The organism is Paraburkholderia sp. NMBU_R16 (genome assembly GCF_013282575.1).
Classification (GTDB): Bacteria; Pseudomonadota; Gammaproteobacteria; order Burkholderiales; family Burkholderiaceae; genus Trinickia.
The window spans coordinates 172193-188217 of the sequence record NZ_JAAAYE010000004.1; the positions used below are offsets into that span (position 1 = coordinate 172193).

A 16025-nucleotide genomic window follows, 5' to 3' on the forward strand; every position below is an offset into this window, starting at 1 on the left:
GCGAAGCGCTAACCGACTCGTCAGGCAGGAGGCATGATGACAACGGCCAGGAAGGCGCCGGTCAAACGCGGCGTGACAGTGAAGCGCGCGTCGAAAGATGTGTCGAAGACGGCGGCGAAGCCGAAGGCACCCGCTGCACGCGGCGCGCGCGCAAAACCCAACGGTGCGTTGACCGAGGAAGGCGGCGTTCAGGCTTTCGAGCGTGGCATCGACGACGGCGGTGAGATCGTGCGCAAGACGCGCGCGGGTACGAGCGCTCAGGCGTCGGTGCCGGTCCAGATAGCCGGGCTCGAGCCCGCTGTGACCCGCCCCGCGTATTGGGACCGCGCGTGTGCCGATCTCGTCAAGCGCGATCGGATTCTCAAGCGCTTGATTCCGAAGTTCGGCCCGGTGCATCTGATCAACGGCAGCGATCCATTCGTCACGCTCGCGCGTGCCGTGGTCGGGCAGCAAATTTCGGTGCCCGCCGCTCAAGCCGTCTGGCGGCGCATCGAACTCGCATGCCCGAAACTCGCTCCGCAACAGTTCACCCGCCTCGGGCACGAAAAGCTGACCGGATGCGGGCTGTCGAAGCGCAAATCCGAATATCTGATCGATCTCGCGCAGCACTTCGTGTCCGGTGCCCTGCACGTCGACAAATGGATGTCGATGGAGGACGAAGCCGTCATTGCGGAGCTCACGCAGATTCGTGGCATCGGCCGATGGACCGCCGAGATGTTTCTCATCTTCAATTTGTCGCGCCCGGACGTTTTACCGCTCGACGACCTCGGACTCATTCGCGCGATCAGCGTCAACTATTTCAGCGGCGAGCCCGTCACGCGCAGCGAAGCACGCGAAGTGGCGGCCAATTGGGAGCCATGGCGTACCGTCGCGACCTGGTACATGTGGCGCAGCCTCGACGCTACGCCTGAGTCATAAAAAGCTATCGACGGTTGGTTTCGATAGATTCGAACGATTTTGACGTGGACGGTGGCGGTTAGAATACGCGCTGCCGAAAGCCCCCAGGATTGAGACCTATGAAAACGACGTTTCTGGATTTCGAACAGCCCATCGCAGAGCTCGAAGCCAAGATTGAAGAATTACGCTTCGTGCAAGACGATTCGGCTGTCGACATCTCGGAAGAAATCGAGCGGCTCTCGAAGAAGAGCCAGCAACTGACCAAAGACCTCTACGCCAATCTGACACCCTGGCAGGTTTCGCAGATTGCGCGGCATCCGCAGCGCCCTTATACGCTCGATTACGTCAACGAGCTTTTCACCGATTTTCACGAACTGCACGGCGATCGCGCGTTCGCGGACGATCAATCGATCGTCGGTGGTCTGGCGCGTTTCAACGGTCACCCATGCATGATCATCGGCCATCAGAAGGGGCGCGATACGAAGGAGCGCGCTGCGCGCAACTTCGGTATGCCGCGGCCCGAAGGCTATCGTAAGGCCGAACGGCTGATGCGTCTTGCCGAGAAGTTCGGACTCCCGCTTTTCACGTTCATCGATACACCGGGCGCTTATCCCGGCGTCGGTGCCGAAGAGCGCGGACAGTCCGAAGCGATCGGCCGCAATCTGTATGTGATGGCGGAGCTGAAGGTGCCCGTGATCGCAACGGTGATTGGGGAAGGCGGCTCGGGCGGCGCGTTGGCGATCGCCGTTGCCGACAGCGTGCTCATGCTGCAGTTCTCGACCTATTCCGTCATTTCGCCGGAAGGCTGCGCGTCGATCCTTTGGAAGAGCGCGGCGAAGGCGCCCGAGGCGGCAGAAGCGCTCGGCTTGACGGCGCACCGGCTCAAAGCGCTCGGGCTCATCGACAAAATCGTCAACGAGCCGCTGGGCGGCGCGCATCGCGATGTGAAGGGCATGGCGGCATTCCTGCGCCGCGCGCTCGCCGATTCGCTGCGGCAGTTCCAGGGCATGAGCGTTGCGGACCTGCGCGAACGCCGCTACGATCGGCTGATGGCGTATGGCAAATTCAAGGAGACGACGCCCGGCGCTTGAGTCGCGCATCGTCATGACATTCCGTTTCGAGCGCGTGCGAGCCGCGCGCCTTTCCGACTGAGCCCGTGACTTCTCTCGTCGATCCCGCCGCCGAGCGCATCGTTCTGGATGCGCTCGGCGGTGTGCTTTCGACCGTGCCGGGCGACGCGGCGATCGGTATCGCATTCAGCGGAGGCCTCGATTCCACGGTGCTGCTGGATGCGGCCGTGCGTGTGGCGGGTCCACAGCGCTGCATCGCGTTGCATGTTCATCACGGCCTGAGCCCGAATGCGGATCGGTGGCTTGCGCATTGCGAGAGCACCGCGCGCGCGCTCGGTGCCGGTTTCGACGCCACCTATGTCGAAGTGCGTCGGCGGCCCGGAGAGAGTCTCGAAGCGGCTGCGCGCGATGCGCGCTATCGCGCGCTCGACGCCCTGTGTGCGCTGCATCGCGTATCGATGTTGTGGCTTGCGCATCATGCCGACGATCAGGCGGAGACGGTGCTGCTGCAATTGTTGCGGGGCGCGGGGGTGGCGGGGCTGGCGGCGATGGCGCCGCATCGCCTTGAAGGGACGGCGACGATCGGGCGTGCGCGTCCTTTTCTTGCATTGCTGCGCGCGCAGCTCGAACGCTATGCGCGTTCGCGCGAGCTGCGCTGGGTCGAGGACGAATCGAATGCGGACACACGCTATGCGCGCAATGCGCTGCGTCACGATGTCATTCCGGCGCTGACCGTACATTTCCCGGGTTTTCGTGATGCGCTCGCGAGAACGGCTTCGCATGCGGCGAGCGCGCAACGACTGCTCGACGATCTCGCGCAGATCGATCTGAAGGCAATCGGAAAGGACGACGGGCGCTCGCTTTCCAGGCGCGCGCTGCTGGCGCTCGACGGCGCCCGGGCGGCGAATGCGATGCGCTGGTGGATGCGTGTGAGTGGGCTGCCCATACCGTCGGCGGCGCGGTTGAGCGAAATGCTGCGGCAATTGCGCGAGGCGCGCGCCGAGCACGCCATGCGCATCGAGCATGCGGGCTCGCGGCTGCGGCTTTATCGCGATGCCATCTACTGGGAAAGCGGCGAACCGGGCGTTCATGTCGAGGGGCAGGCGAGCGCATCGATCAAAGAGACGTGCGAGCTCGTGTGGCGAAACGACGAAGTCTGGCGCTTGCCTCAGTGGCGGGGCACGCTTGTGTTCGAGCCGGTTCCTGCGGGAGAGGCCGGAATCGACACCGTGCCCGAGGCGCTGCTCGCCAGCGCGCCGCTGACAGCTCGGCCGCGCACCGGGGGAGAGCGCATGCGCCGTGCGCCCGGCGCGCCCGCCCGTACGCTCAAGAATCTCTTTCAGGAGGCGGGCGTGCCGGCCTGGCAACGCGACGTGCCGCTCATTTATCTCGGAGAGCGGCTGTTGTTCGTCCCGAACCTCGGCATCAACGGCGCATTCGCGACGGCGCCCGGCGCGTCGGCGAGCGAGCGGGGTGGGCCGCGCCGGCGGCTCGAGTGGCGCGCCGATCTGCTCATTGCCTGAGCGTGCAGCGGGCCGCCGCCGCGCTCGCGCTTGTCTTTTATGCCCTGATCTAGTACGCTCGAACGCTTGTCCGCCCCGCTTTTGCACCCGCTTTTTGCAGTCAGTGCGCTTTCACGCGAACGCTGCATTTTGCCGTGCGGCGGCGCGCGCGGCGCGTCGTGCCCCCCAACCCGGTGTGTGCACTTCGGGTCTGCCGCGCGGCCCGGCGTACAACAACGCCACTCTCCACCGCCATCTTTCGTCGTCGTCGAGCGCTCACGAGGCCGCGTGACCGAACGGCATGTTCGCGGGTGCATCTTGGGGCGCGTCGGCGCGATTTCTCTTCTAGTTCAGAACGACAATGGCACTCATCGTACATAAATACGGCGGCACTTCGATGGGCTCGGTGGAGCGCATCAAGAACGTTGCCAAGCGCGTCGCGAAATGGCGGCAGGCGGGCCACAAGTTGGTCGTCGTGCCTTCGGCCATGTCCGGCGAAACGAATCGCCTCCTTGCGCTTGCCAAGGAAATCTCGAGCCAGCCCGATCCGCGGGAGCTCGACGTCATCGCCGCGACTGGCGAGCAAGTCAGCGTGGGATTGTTGTCGATCGCGCTTCAGGAAGCGGGCGTCGACGCCGTCAGTTATGCGGGCTGGCAGGTTCCTGTCAGAACGGACAGCGCATTCACGAAGGCGCGCATCAGCGAGATCGACAGCGAGCGCATCATGCGCGATCTCGATGCGGGCAAGGTCGTCGTGATCACGGGCTTTCAGGGCGTCGATCCAGAAGGTCATATCACGACGCTCGGCCGCGGCGGGTCGGACACGTCGGCGGTGGCGATCGCCGCGGCGCTGGAAGCCGACGAGTGCCTGATTTTCACCGACGTGGACGGGGTCTATACGACGGATCCGCGCGTGGTCGAAGAAGCGCGCCGCCTCGACCGTGTGACGTTCGAAGAAATGCTGGAAATGGCTAGCCTGGGCTCGAAGGTACTGCAGATCCGCTCGGTCGAGTTCGCCGGCAAGTACCGTGTCAAGACGCGCGTACTGTCCAGCCTGACCGATCCGATGATCGCGCTCGAAGAGGAAATGAACTCGGGCACGCTGATTACTTTTGAAGAAGACGAGACCATGGAAAAAGCAGTCATCTCCGGAATCGCGTTTCAGCGCGATGAGGCCCGCATTGCGGTGCGGGGTGTGCCCGACAAGCCGGGCATCGCATATCAGATTCTCGGCCCGGTGGCGGATGCGAACATCGACGTCGACATGATCATTCAGAACCAGAGCGTGCAGGGCAAGACCGATTTCACGTTCACGGTGCCGCGTAATGAGTATCAACGCGCGATGGATATCCTCACCAATAGCGTGAAGGGACATATAAGCGCTGAGGAAGTCGTCGGCGATCCGAAGGTGTCGAAGGTTTCGGTGGTGGGCGTGGGCATGCGCTCGCACGTCGGCATCGCGAGCAAGATGTTCCGTACGCTGGCGGAAGAGGGCATCAATATCCAGATGATCGCGACTTCCGAAATCAAGATTTCGGTGCTCATCGACGAGAAGTACATGGAACTCGCCGTGCGCGCGCTTCATAAGGCGTTCGAACTCGATCAAATCTAAGGGCGTGCTGTGCGAATGAGCCCGGTTGCGGCCGGGCGGCGATGGGTCGTTGGATGGTCATGGGCAGCGTTGCGGTGCTCAAAAGCGATGCGGAAAAAAGTGCATCGTAAAAATTGACCGATTCCGTTGTTCCCGCTATCATCTTGGACTCGTTGCGCTGCCTCCCGGCGCTAACGAACAGTTTGGGAGACGTGGCCGAGAGGTCGAAGGCACTCCCCTGCTAAGGGAGCATCTGGGCCAAAACCTGGATCGAGGGTTCGAATCCCTCCGTCTCCGCCATAAGCGGTGACAAAGCCCCGCGAGTTCTCGGACTCGCGGGGCTTTTCATTTTGGCCTCCATCGGAGGAAATAGGCTGTTCGCTGTCAACCTTAGCGCGTCCGTCACGCGACTAAAGGCTGAAATGCCGGGTTGAACCAAAAGTACCGACGTTATTCGTCGTTCACCGTCGCCGAATGTCCTCAGCTCCGACGAGCGAAGACTCTTCGCTATGCAGAGGTTGGAGCGCAACTTGGACGATGTCCGCCATGGCTTGGCCGAGCACCACATGCTGATCGGCGTCGAGGTGAATCCCGTCTCGGTGGCTCGTCGTCGTCACCGTCCCTGCGTCGAAAATCATGCAGCCGTGCGATCTTGCGATATCGCCGTACGCCTCTGCCAAGCCGACGCACCGGCCTTCGCTGCCGAGGAACTTTGGCATGACGGGCCCATCGGGCACCCTGATAGCTGGCGGCACGACGATCAGCGCGGGGGGCACGGGCATGCCGGGTTCTATAGGAGCACAGCGTATAGAATCGATCAATGCGCCCATGCCTTCTGCCGAATGCCATGCAGTGTTTTCGTGGACCGTCTGGAAATCGTTGGTGCCGAGCATCACGATCACCAAGTCGAGAGGCGAGTGCATTTCGATCACTTGCTCAATGCCTACGATGCCGTTGCGTCCGGGCTTGAAGGGATCGTCCCATGCTGTCCTGCGGCCGTTCAGGCAATTCTCGAACACGCGTGCTGCGACTCCTCGCACTCGTAGGGTGTTTTCCATCACGCCGGGCCAGCGCGCGTCGAACGGCAGGCGCTGACGGGTTCCGGGAACAATGCCCCAGGATAGCGAGTCGGCGTACACCAGAATCTGTTTCATATCGATTGCAGCCGGACAAAGGAGCATGGGTGCGCCGGTTTTCAATAAACCATCTTCATGAGTTCGAGGGCCAGGATTCCACTCACTGCCGCCATGGCAGCGATCGGGGCACTCATTGAGACGCCAAGCCAGATCGTCGCAAACGGCGCATTTGCGAGCCAGCCACCCCAATTCCGGCTGAACCCCGCCCCCAATAGCAAGTAGCGTTGCATGATCTGTCTCCTGGTCTACTGGACCTCGTCGGCACGGGAGCGAGAAGAGCGCTTCGAGTATCGTGTTAATCAGTCACGCGTCTCTTCTGTTTATCTTGCCTTCGATGTCGGCGCATACCTGCATGAGCTGATCGAAGGTTGCAGGGTCGCCGAGCAATATTGCGTCATCCAACATGGCGCCGTAGTCGTCGGCAAGGGCTTTGCGCGCATCTCCTTCGGGAACGAGCCGTAGCTGTCCCTGCGCTGAGTTGGTGTAGTCGATGACCGTGCCGTTAGCGTCTTTCTCGATGAAGAAGATGGACTTGTGCTGGGCGACCATGGTCGAGACAGCGCGGTCGGACTCGACTTCGTCGAAGTACGCACTGCGCGCAATCGCAGCGAGATCGTGCCAATGCCGGGCATAGCGTTCGCCACGGATACGGCCTTGTGCGCAGTACACATGCGCTGCAGTCGCTTTCTCCCAGAAAGTCCGGGCGAGGCTCATGACCAGCGGTGAAGCTGTTGGAAACGACACCTCAGGTACATGTCCGTCGATGTCGCACGTGATCGGCATGATCTGATGCGGTTCTCCAGTAGCACGGGCGCCAAATTCCAGCGTGACTACCGGTGCCACATAGCCAGTCCCCTCTGCGAGGGGAGGGTAACGCACGAATAACTTGTCGTTTTCTGGCCCGCCAAGCTCAACCTGTGCATCTAGGCCATCGTGTTCCAGCGATGCCTGAATGACGGGTTGGACGTTCGTTCTGATCCAATTCGGAAGCCGGTGGCGTACGGCTTGAGTCCATTTACTGGCTCGGCTGCGGCTGGATGGCAGTTCGTCACCGTCGCCAATCAGATCCGGTATCAGCTTGCGAATATCGTAGGTCAGGTCAATGTCTTCGGAGAAGCGATCGATGATCTTGTAGGCCTTGGATAGGGAGGTACCGCCTTTGAAGGTGAGGTCGGCGGACAAGGGCGACTCGAAGAGCGCGCGCAGTGTCCACACGACCCATACATCCTTTTCAAGCAGGTGCGCAGGACGTCCCGTTTGATCGCGCGCGTATTCCAGTGCTTCGCGCCGATCGTCCGCGCTAAGACCGAAGAAGTACTCAGCCATGCGCAGCTTCCTGACCGATGGCCTGAGCCATCCACGACGGCAGGATAGCCCGGGCAGACGTCAGCGTTTGCCATTCCGTTGCGGGAAGGGTGCGGTGCAGTGCCGCTAGAGATCTGCCGGCATGTGTCGGCCCCATCCAGGCCAGCGCGCGCACCGCGGCGCCGGCGGCCCCGTTACCCAGCGCCAGCATCCAGCGGGGGGCGTGTTTGACCAGCAACTCCGAGCGTCCGAGCTTCAGCTTCCGGGTACGCCCCGACGTCACGTAGACCTCCCGCGTCGGCACCTGCTGGGTCAGGCCGAGTGCGTTCGCAGCACTGGCGCCGTGCGGGGCGATGGTTTCGCCGCTTTGCTCGGCCATGGCTTTCACGACCTTCCCCGGCGCAGGGGCGCGCGAGCCGAACCGGCTGGAGACGGGGGCGACATAGGTGCCGCGCGCCACGCGCATAAGCTTGCCGGCCTTGCTGAGGCGCGAAAACGCCTGGTCGACCGCAACGCGGCTTCCCAGATGCAGGAATTCCTTCGGCGACAGCACGCCGCCCTCGGGGAGAGACCGGGCGTGGAGCAGGATGGTTTCGGGGAGCGTGTTCATGGATACCTCACGTGTAAGGAATTATACACAGTTTCTGACATCAGGCATCAAGGCCGCGGCGCAGGCTGGGGCAACGGCCCAGGCGCTTTTCGCCGGGCTTCGATGCGACGGGCGATTAAAATTTGTTGACGATATCAACGATGGGTTGATTGCCATCGCGGCTTCGTAGCAGTCTCGTGGGAACAATGGCGCCAGCCGCCTGGATCTGCCGATCCACCCAAGCTGGTGGGATCGCCACGGTGGCCAAATTCGCGTTCGGCCGCGAGAGACATCCACGCGCGCGTCTGTTCGTCAGGGAGTCCGGTGGACGCAGGGTTGGCGATGCCAGGTTTTGAGCGATGCGATGACTACTTGCTGGCTACGGCCTCGGAACCACGAGACTGCCAACCGCCGCCGAGTGCCTTGAAGGCCGCGACTGCTGCACGTGCTGATTCCGTCTGCGCCTGTGCTCGCTCATCGGAGGCGCGTAGCAAGCTCTCATCGGCTTGCAGCACTTCGATCAGGCTGACGACGCCTTTCTGATAGGCGGCGAACGAGGCCGTTCGCGCACGGCTCAGCGAGTCGACGCCCTGAGCCAGGATAGCCGCCTGATCTTCGCGCTTGACGAGTGCCGAAAAAGCATTCTCCACGTCCTCGGTCGCGTGCAGTGCGGCAAGCCGATACGCCGCCCTCGGCCTTCTGGCCCTTGGCCTGGTCGATCTGCGCATTGATGCGGCCGAAGTCGAACAGACGCCAGCGCAGGCCGAACACGCCGGCCGCTTGATTGGCACCGCTTGTGAACAGGTTGCCACTGGCCACGGAGGTCGCGCTGCCGATCAGCCCACTCAGCGAGAGCTTGGGGTAGTACTCGGCGATGGCGGCGCCAATACGCGCATTGGATGCTGCGAGGCGGCGCTCGGCAACGATGAGGTCGGGGCGGCGTCTGAGCAGTTCGCCCGGCGACCCCGTGGCCGCGATCTGCGGGGCGACCGGGATGTCGCGCGTTTCCATCAGTTCGGCGCGGTGCGTGCCGGGTTGCGCGCCCATCATGACGTCGAGTGCGTTCATCGCTGCGTCCAGGCCCGTTTCGAGCACCGGCACCGAGGCCCGGACCTGAGCAAGCGCGCCTTCAGCCTGCTTGACCTGGAGTTCGGCCGCCAATCCTTTGCCATACAGAAGATTGATCGTTGAAAGCAGGTCTTGCTGAGTTTGCACTTGCCGCTGCGCCACGTTCAGACGGGCTTGCAGGCCACGGATGGTGATATAGATGTCGGCGGTTTGGGCGGCCACCGCCAATCGAGTGGCCGCTGCGCCGGCTTCCGAAGCCTGGTAGTCGGCAAGCGCCGCTTCCCGTCCGCGACGCAGGCCCCCGAACACGTCCACCTCCCAACTGGCGGTGAGATCGGCTTCGTATTGGTTGCCGTGGCGATCAAAACCGGGCGTCGAATTCAAGATCCGGCCCAGCGGCGTTTCGACGGATTGGTAAACTCTCGCGGCCTGACCGCTGACATTGGCGGAGGGAAGCAACGCGGCATTCGCTGCGCCAAGTCCGGCGCGTGCCTGCGCGACGCGAGCGGCGGCCTGCGCGAGGTCGAGATTCTGGTCCAATGCAAGCGCGACGAATCGCGTCAGTTGCGGATCCCCGAAACCCGTCCACCATGTCGTCAGATCGGCACTCGCAGCCGCGTGCCGGTGCTCGACCGAGGCTTGGCCTTGGAACTGCTCCGGCATGGATACGTCAGGCCGGACGTAGTCGGGGCCGACCGCGCACCCCGTCAAGAGGCCGGCGGCGATGTACAAAGCAACGATGTGTCTGGGCAGCATGAGGATTTCGCTCGCAATGATGTGATGGTGACTATAATACAAAAAAGTCACTAGTTGTTACTTCCTGACGTTGGCAATAAGCTGGAGCTATGAAAAAAGCAATCCCTTCCCCCGTTCGTGGCCCGGCCGACCACGAGGTGCGCAATCAGATCGTGGCGGCTGCCACCGAGCACTTCAGCCGGTATGGCTACGAGAAAACGACCGTCTCCGACCTCGCCAAGGCGATCGGCTTCTCGAAGGCGTACATCTACAAGTTCTTCGAGTCCAAGCAGGCGATCGGCGAAATGATCTGTGCGAACTGCCTGAGCCAGATCGAAGCCGAGGTCAGGGCGGCTGTGGCGGAGGCCGAGCTGCCGCCCGAGAAGCTGCGGCGCATGTTCAAGGTCTCCACTCAGGCGAGCCTTCGCCTGTTTTTCCAGGACCGCAAGCTTTACGAGATCGCGGCATCGGCGGCCACTGAACAGTGGCAGGCCGTGCGTGCGTATGAGGAGCGCGTCCAGCAGTTGCTTCAGGACGTCCTGCAAGAGGGCAGGCAGAGTGGGGACTTCGAGCGCAAAACGCCCCTGGATGAGACTGCCATGGCGATTTACCTCGTTCTGCGACCGTACCTCAATCCGCTACTGCTGCAGCACAGTTTCGATTACACGGATACGGCGCCGGCGCACCTGTCGAGCCTCGTCCTTCGCAGTCTGTCCCCTTGAAACTTCGGTGTGACTATTGACTAATTTGGTCACTTGAACAACAATGAAAGCCGTCATCACTTCGCCGATGAGACTTTCATGCGCTCCCGCCGCCTGGTTTCCTTTGTCGTTTGTGCCTTGCCGTTTGCGCTCGTCGCTTGCGGCGGTAAGGCCCCCTCAGATCCGCGCACCGAGGTGCCGCTCGTGCGTTCCGCGATCGTTCAGAACGCGACCGCCGCATCGCGTTCGTTTACGGGAACCGTAGCCGCACGAGTGCAGAGCGACCTCGGGTTCCGGGTGTCGGGCAAGGTGCTCGAGCGGCTGGTGGATGCGGGGCAGACCGTCAAACGTGGCCAGCCGCTCATGCGCATCGATCCCGTCGATCTGAAGCTGGCCGCGCAGGCTCAGCAGGAGGCAGTTGCGGCCGCGCGAGCCCGAGCGCTGCAGACGGCGGGCGATGAAGCTCGTTACCGCGATCTGCGCGGTACCGGCGCGATATCGGCTTCGGCCTACGACCAGGTCAAGTCGGCGGCGGATGCGGCCAAAGCCCAGCTCAGTGCCGCCGAAGCGCAAGCCGACGTGGCACGTAACGCGACCCGATATGCCGAGCTGGTGGCGGACGCGGATGGTGTCGTCATGGAAACGCTGGCCGAACCGGGTCAAGTCGTCGCAGCGGGGCAGACCGTGGTGCGCTTGGCTCACGCCGGACGTCGCGAGGCCGTCATCCAGTTGCCCGAAACGTTGCGCCCCGAGATCGGTTCAGTGGCGCATGCGACACTCTTCGGCACGCAAGGCGTAAGCGTCCCGGCTACGCTTCGCCAACTCTCCGATACTGCGGATCGCCTCACGCGCACGTTCGAGGCGCGGTATGTCCTGCAAGGAGAACTGGCCAACGCGCCGTTGGGCGCCACGGTGACGATCGAGATTCCGGATGCGCGCTCGTCCGTGCAAGGTGGGTTGAAGGTGCCGATGGGTGCCCTGTTCGACGCGGGCAAGGGACCGGGAGTGTGGGTCATCGACAGCAACCCGGCCAAGGTGTCCTGGCGGCCGGTTTCGATCCAGCATCTGGATGACGACAGCGCACGCGTCATCGGTCAAGTCCAGCCGGGCGACAGGATCGTCGCGCTCGGCGCACATCTGCTGCACGAAGGCGAGCGGATTCGGGTGGCAGGCCAAGCCGTTGCCGCGGCGACTGAAGGAGTCCGTCCGTGAGCACAGGCCGTTTCAACCTGTCGGCGCTCGCCGTGCGCGAGCGCGCCATCACCTTGTTCCTCATCTGCCTGATTTCGCTGGCGGGACTCGTTTCGTTCTTCAAGCTGGGTCGCGCGGAGGATCCCGCCTTTACGGTCAAGGTGATGACGATCATCACCGCGTGGCCGGGAGCCACCGCTCAGGAAATGCAGGATCAGGTTGCCGAGAAGATCGAAAAGCGCATGCAGGAGTTGCGCTGGTACGACCGGACCGAAACCTACACGCGACCCGGGCTGGCCTTCACGACCTTGACGTTGCTCGACAGCACGCCGCCTTCGCAAGTGCAGGAGGAGTTCTACCAAGCCCGGAAAAAAGTCGGCGACGAGCTCGCCAATCTTCCGCCAGGCGTGATCGGCCCCATGGTCAACGACGAATACGCCGATGTCACCTTTGCGCTGTTCGCGCTCAAGGCCAAGGGCGAACCGCAGCGCCTGCTGGTACGCGATGCCGAGACGTTGCGCCAACGGTTGTTGCATGTGCCGGGCGTGAAGAAGGTCAACATCATCGGCGAGCAGGCGGAGCGAATCTACGTTCAGTTTTCGCATGAGCGTCTGGCCACATTGGGTGTCAGTCCGCAGGACGTGTTCGCCGCGCTCAACGGCCAGAACGCCCTGACGCCGGCCGGCTCGATCGAGACCAAGGGCCCCGATGTGGTCGTTCGTTTGGACGGCGCCTTCGACGCATTGCAGAAGATCCGCGACACACCGGTCGTGGCACAAGGTCGCACGCTGAAGCTGTCGGATATTGCCACCGTCAGCCGTGGCTACGAAGATCCCGCGACATTCATGATCCGCAACAACGGCGAGCCGGCCTTGCTGTTGGGCATCGTCATGCGCGACGGCTGGAATGGACTCGACCTCGGCAAGGCATTGGACGCGGAGGTGGGCACCATCAACGCCGGATTGCCGCTCGGCATGAGCCTGAGCAAGGTGACGGACCAGGCCGTGAACATCAAGTCGGCGGTCGACGAGTTCATGATCAAGTTCTTCGCCGCATTGCTGGTGGTCATGTTGGTGAGCTTCGTCAGCATGGGTTGGCGCGTGGGTGTCGTCGTCGCTGCGGCGGTACCGCTGACGCTGGCGGCCGTCTTCATGGTAATGGCGGCGACGGGCAAGAATTTCGATCGCATCACCCTCGGGTCCCTGATTCTGGCGCTGGGTTTGCTGGTGGACGACGCGATCATCGCCATCGAAATGATGGTGGTGAAAATGGAGGAGGGTTACGACCGCGTGACCGCTTCCGCCTATGCTTGGAGCCATACCGCGGCACCGATGCTCTCGGGCACGCTCGTGACGGCCGTCGGCTTCATGCCCAACGGCTTCGCCCGATCCACGGCTGGCGAGTACACCAGCAACATGTTCTGGATCGTTGGTATTGCACTGATCGCGTCATGGGTCGTCGCCGTGGTTTTCACACCCTACTTGGGCGTCAAGCTCCTGCCCGACTTCAAGAAAGTCGAAGGAGGCCACAACGCGATCTACGACACGCCGCGCTACAACCGTTTCCGTCGGTTGCTGGGGCGGGTGATTGCGCGCAAATGGCTGGTCGCCGGTTCGGTCGTGGGCCTCTTCGTGTTGTCTATCGGCGGTATGGCGGTCGTGAAAAAGCAGTTCTTCCCGATTTCCGATCGCCCCGAAGTGCTCGTCGAAGTGCAGATGCCCTATGGCATGTCGATCATGCAAACGAGCGCCGCCACGGCGAAGGTGGAAGCTTGGCTTGCCAAACAAAAGGAAGCCAAGATCGTCACGGCCTACGTGGGTCAGGGTGCACCACGCTTCTATTTGGCGATGGGTCCGGAGCTGCCCGATCCGTCGTTTGCCAAGATCGTGGTGCGCACGGACAGTCAGGATGAGCGCGAGGCGTTGAAGCAGCGATTGCGACAAGCCATCGCTGACGGTCTGGCCTCCGAAGCGCGCGTGCGCGTGACGCAACTCGTATTCGGTCCGTATTCGCCGTTCCCCGTTGCGTACCGCGTCACGGGTCCCGATCCGGACAAGCTGCGCGATATTGCGGCTCGAGTTGAGCACGTGATGAATGCCAGCCCGATGATGCGCACGGTCAACGCTGACTGGGGCACGCGCACGCCCAGCCTGCACTTCACGTTGCAGCAGGACCGATTGCAGGCCGTGGGACTGAGCTCCAGCGCCGTGGCGCAGCAGCTGCAATTCCTGCTGACCGGCGTTCCTGTCACTACCGTACGTGAGGACATTCGTACGGTGCAAGTTATCGCCCGCTCGGCCGGCGACACCCGCTTGGACCCGGCCAAAATAGGTGACTTCACATTGGCGGGCGCCAACGGGCAGCGCATCCCGCTGTCCCAAGTAGGCAAGATCGAAGTGCGCATGGAGGAGCCGATCATGCGGCGGCGCGACCGTATGCCGACGATCACCGTGCGCGGCGATATCGCCGATGGGCTGCAGCCGCCGGATGTATCGGCGGCGATCACGAAACAGCTTCAGCCCATCGTCGACAAGCTGCCGAGCGGGTATCGCATCGAGCAGGCGGGCTCGATCGAGGAGTCGGGCAAAGCGACGAAAGCCATGTTGCCGCTCTTTCCGATCATGCTGGCGATTACGTTGCTCATCATCATCTTTCAGGTGCGCTCCATCTCCGCGATGGTCATGGTGTTCCTGACCAGCCCGCTGGGGCTGATCGGTGTGGTGCCGACGCTGATTTTGTTCCGCCAACCGTTCGGCATCAATGCGTTGGTCGGCTTGATTGCGCTCTCGGGCATCCTGATGCGCAACACACTGATTCTGATCGGGCAGATCCGCGAGAACGAACAGGCGGGCTTGGATCCCTTTCACTCAGTCGTCGAAGCCACCGTGCAGCGAGCGCGACCGGTGGTCCTGACAGCATTGGCAGCGATTCTGGCCTTTATCCCGCTGACTCATTCGGTGTTCTGGGGAACCCTCGCGTACACCCTGATCGGCGGCACGTTGGCCGGGACGGTTTTGACGCTGATGTTCCTGCCGGCCATGTATTCGATCTGGTTCAAGATCGGGCCGGGCGGTACGACTGATCGGCGGACAGGTCCGCACGAACACGCGCAGCCTGTGAAAGAGGTGCTCGATGACGAGTTCGCGGCCAAGTCATGAACCTCGAATACAAGACCCCGCCGGGCGGCTGATCCGCGCTTTATCCTCATTCACCTGCTAGAAGAGAACTGCTATGTCGAATTCCAAAGTGATCGTTGTGACCGGCGTGTCATCCGGTATCGGACGCGCTACCGCGGAAAAGTTCGTCAAACGGGGGTGCCAAGTATTCGGCACAGTACGCAACCCTGCAAACGCACAGCCCATAGCGGGTGTTGTGCTGATCGAAATGGATATTCGTGACGACACGTCGGTTCAACGTGGATTCGCGGCCATCATCGCCCAAGCCGGGCGCATCGACGTACTGATCAATAGCGCGGGCGTGACCTTGCTCGGCGCGACTGAGGAAACATCGGTTGCCGAGGCTCACGCGCTGTTCGATACCAACGTTTTTGGGGTTTTGCGCACGACACAAGCGGTGCTGCCGCATATGCGCGCGCAGCGCGAGGGAAGAATCGTCAACATCAGCTCTGTGCTTGGCTTTCTTCCGGCTCCGTACATGGGGCTCTATTCGGCTTCCAAGCATGCCGTCGAGGGAATGTCGGAGACGTTGGATCACGAGGTACGCAAGTTCGGAGTCCGCGTGGTGCTCGTCGAGCCTTCTTATACGAAGACCAATCTCGATCTCAATGCGCCCCATGCTGCATCCAAGCTCGCAGCCTACGACGATGAGCGCGCTGCCGCCTCCCGCGCGATTCAAAAAAGCGTCAGTGAGGCGCCACAGCCCGATGGTGTCGCAACCACGATTGTCGATGCCGCGTTGGGCGAATGGAGAATGCGGCGCACGCCGAAAGGCCAAGCTTCTCTCGTGAGAAACAAAATTCGTGCGTGTTGTTTCAGGCCGGGGCGGTTTCGCGCTCAAGCCGGAAACCGAGTGACTTGGCGCGCCGTTTCAGGGCGGCAAGGCTGCGCTGCTGTTGCTGCTCCTCGTAGTGCTGCTGGCCCTGATCGACGAAGGCCTCGCCGCGCGTGAGCATGAAGTACACCATACGCGCGAGCTTGTGGGCGACCGCGGTATTGGCGCGAGGCTTGTCCATGCGCGCGCACAAGCGGCGGTAGAATGCGCCCAGTGCCGAGTCGTTGCG

The 16025-nt window shown here is 62.4% G+C and carries 12 protein-coding genes, 1 tRNA gene and 3 pseudogenes; 10 read left to right on the forward strand and 6 right to left on the reverse strand.

All coding sequences use genetic code 11. The features are described 5' to 3' along the window. Nucleotides 1–33: 33 nt before the first annotated feature. The 5 genes from GWC77_RS03500 to GWC77_RS03520 all read left to right on the forward strand — a co-directional run bounded on the left by GWC77_RS03500 (nt 34) and on the right by GWC77_RS03520 (nt 5360). Complete coding sequence (locus GWC77_RS03500; RefSeq protein WP_173255477.1) at nt 34–918, forward strand: DNA-3-methyladenine glycosylase; 885 nt, start codon at nt 34–36, stop codon at nt 916–918. Nucleotides 919–1016: 98 nt separating this feature from the next. After that, on the forward strand, nt 1017–1988 hold the full coding sequence (locus GWC77_RS03505; RefSeq protein ID WP_173255478.1) for an acetyl-CoA carboxylase carboxyltransferase subunit alpha: 972 nt from the start codon (nt 1017–1019) through the stop codon (nt 1986–1988). A gap of 65 nt (nt 1989–2053) precedes the next feature. Further along, nucleotides 2054–3490: a tRNA lysidine(34) synthetase TilS gene (gene tilS / locus GWC77_RS03510; RefSeq protein ID WP_173255479.1), complete on the forward strand. Its 1437-nt coding sequence runs from the start codon at nt 2054–2056 to the stop codon at nt 3488–3490. A 340-nt stretch (nt 3491–3830) separates the two neighbouring features. Further along, on the forward strand, nt 3831–5081 hold the full coding sequence (locus GWC77_RS03515) for an aspartate kinase (protein WP_173255480.1): 1251 nt from the start codon (nt 3831–3833) through the stop codon (nt 5079–5081). Nucleotides 5082–5266: 185 nt separating this feature from the next. After that, nucleotides 5267–5360 (forward strand) — tRNA-Ser (locus GWC77_RS03520). Nucleotides 5361–5521: 161 nt separating this feature from the next. Here GWC77_RS03520 and GWC77_RS03525 read toward each other — a convergent pair. The 4 genes from GWC77_RS03525 to GWC77_RS03540 all read right to left on the reverse strand — a co-directional run bounded on the left by GWC77_RS03525 (nt 5522) and on the right by GWC77_RS03540 (nt 8111). After that, nucleotides 5522–6214 (reverse strand): SGNH/GDSL hydrolase family protein, encoded by a 693-nt coding sequence (locus GWC77_RS03525; protein WP_173255481.1) that lies wholly within the window; start codon nt 6212–6214, stop codon nt 5522–5524. 41 nt (nt 6215–6255) lie between these two features. Then, nucleotides 6256–6426 (reverse strand): hypothetical protein, encoded by a 171-nt coding sequence (locus GWC77_RS03530; RefSeq protein ID WP_173255482.1) that lies wholly within the window; start codon nt 6424–6426, stop codon nt 6256–6258. Between the two features lie 73 nt (nt 6427–6499). Continuing rightward, the gene (locus GWC77_RS03535; protein ID WP_173255483.1) at nt 6500–7522 is read right to left on the reverse strand and encodes a nucleotidyl transferase AbiEii/AbiGii toxin family protein; all 1023 of its coding nucleotides are present in this window, start codon (nt 7520–7522) and stop codon (nt 6500–6502) included. Next, the gene (locus GWC77_RS03540) at nt 7515–8111 is read right to left on the reverse strand and encodes a DUF6088 family protein (protein ID WP_173255484.1); all 597 of its coding nucleotides are present in this window, start codon (nt 8109–8111) and stop codon (nt 7515–7517) included. The genes GWC77_RS03535 and GWC77_RS03540 overlap by 8 nt, the downstream gene beginning before the upstream one ends. On the opposite strand from GWC77_RS03540, the gene GWC77_RS03545 reads away from it, so the two are divergent. Further along, nucleotides 8110–8280 carry a hypothetical protein gene (locus GWC77_RS03545; RefSeq protein ID WP_173255485.1) on the forward strand — a complete coding sequence of 57 codons (171 nt, stop codon included), beginning with the start codon at nt 8110–8112 and terminating at the stop codon, nt 8278–8280. The genes GWC77_RS03540 and GWC77_RS03545 overlap by 2 nt on opposite strands. A gap of 178 nt (nt 8281–8458) precedes the next feature. Here the strand turns inward: GWC77_RS03545 and GWC77_RS03550 are convergent. Then, a pseudogene (locus GWC77_RS03550) lies at nt 8459–9914 on the reverse strand (efflux transporter outer membrane subunit). 89 nt (nt 9915–10003) lie between these two features. Between GWC77_RS03550 and GWC77_RS03555 the strand changes: the two are divergent. The 4 genes and pseudogenes from GWC77_RS03555 to GWC77_RS03570 form a co-directional block, all read left to right on the forward strand. Further along, nucleotides 10004–10615: a TetR/AcrR family transcriptional regulator gene (locus GWC77_RS03555; protein ID WP_173255486.1), complete on the forward strand. Its 612-nt coding sequence runs from the start codon at nt 10004–10006 to the stop codon at nt 10613–10615. 78 nt (nt 10616–10693) lie between these two features. Further along, on the forward strand, nt 10694–11806 hold the full coding sequence (locus GWC77_RS03560; protein ID WP_173255487.1) for an efflux RND transporter periplasmic adaptor subunit: 1113 nt from the start codon (nt 10694–10696) through the stop codon (nt 11804–11806). Continuing rightward, complete coding sequence (locus GWC77_RS03565) at nt 11803–14943, forward strand: efflux RND transporter permease subunit (RefSeq protein ID WP_173255488.1); 3141 nt, start codon at nt 11803–11805, stop codon at nt 14941–14943. The genes GWC77_RS03560 and GWC77_RS03565 overlap by 4 nt, the downstream gene beginning before the upstream one ends. 73 nt (nt 14944–15016) lie before the next feature. Next, a pseudogene (locus GWC77_RS03570) lies at nt 15017–15766 on the forward strand (oxidoreductase); the annotation flags it as partial. Between the two features lie 10 nt (nt 15767–15776). Here GWC77_RS03570 and GWC77_RS29485 read toward each other — a convergent pair. Beyond that, nucleotides 15777–16025 (reverse strand): annotated as a pseudogene (locus tag GWC77_RS29485) (IS110 family transposase); the annotation flags it as partial.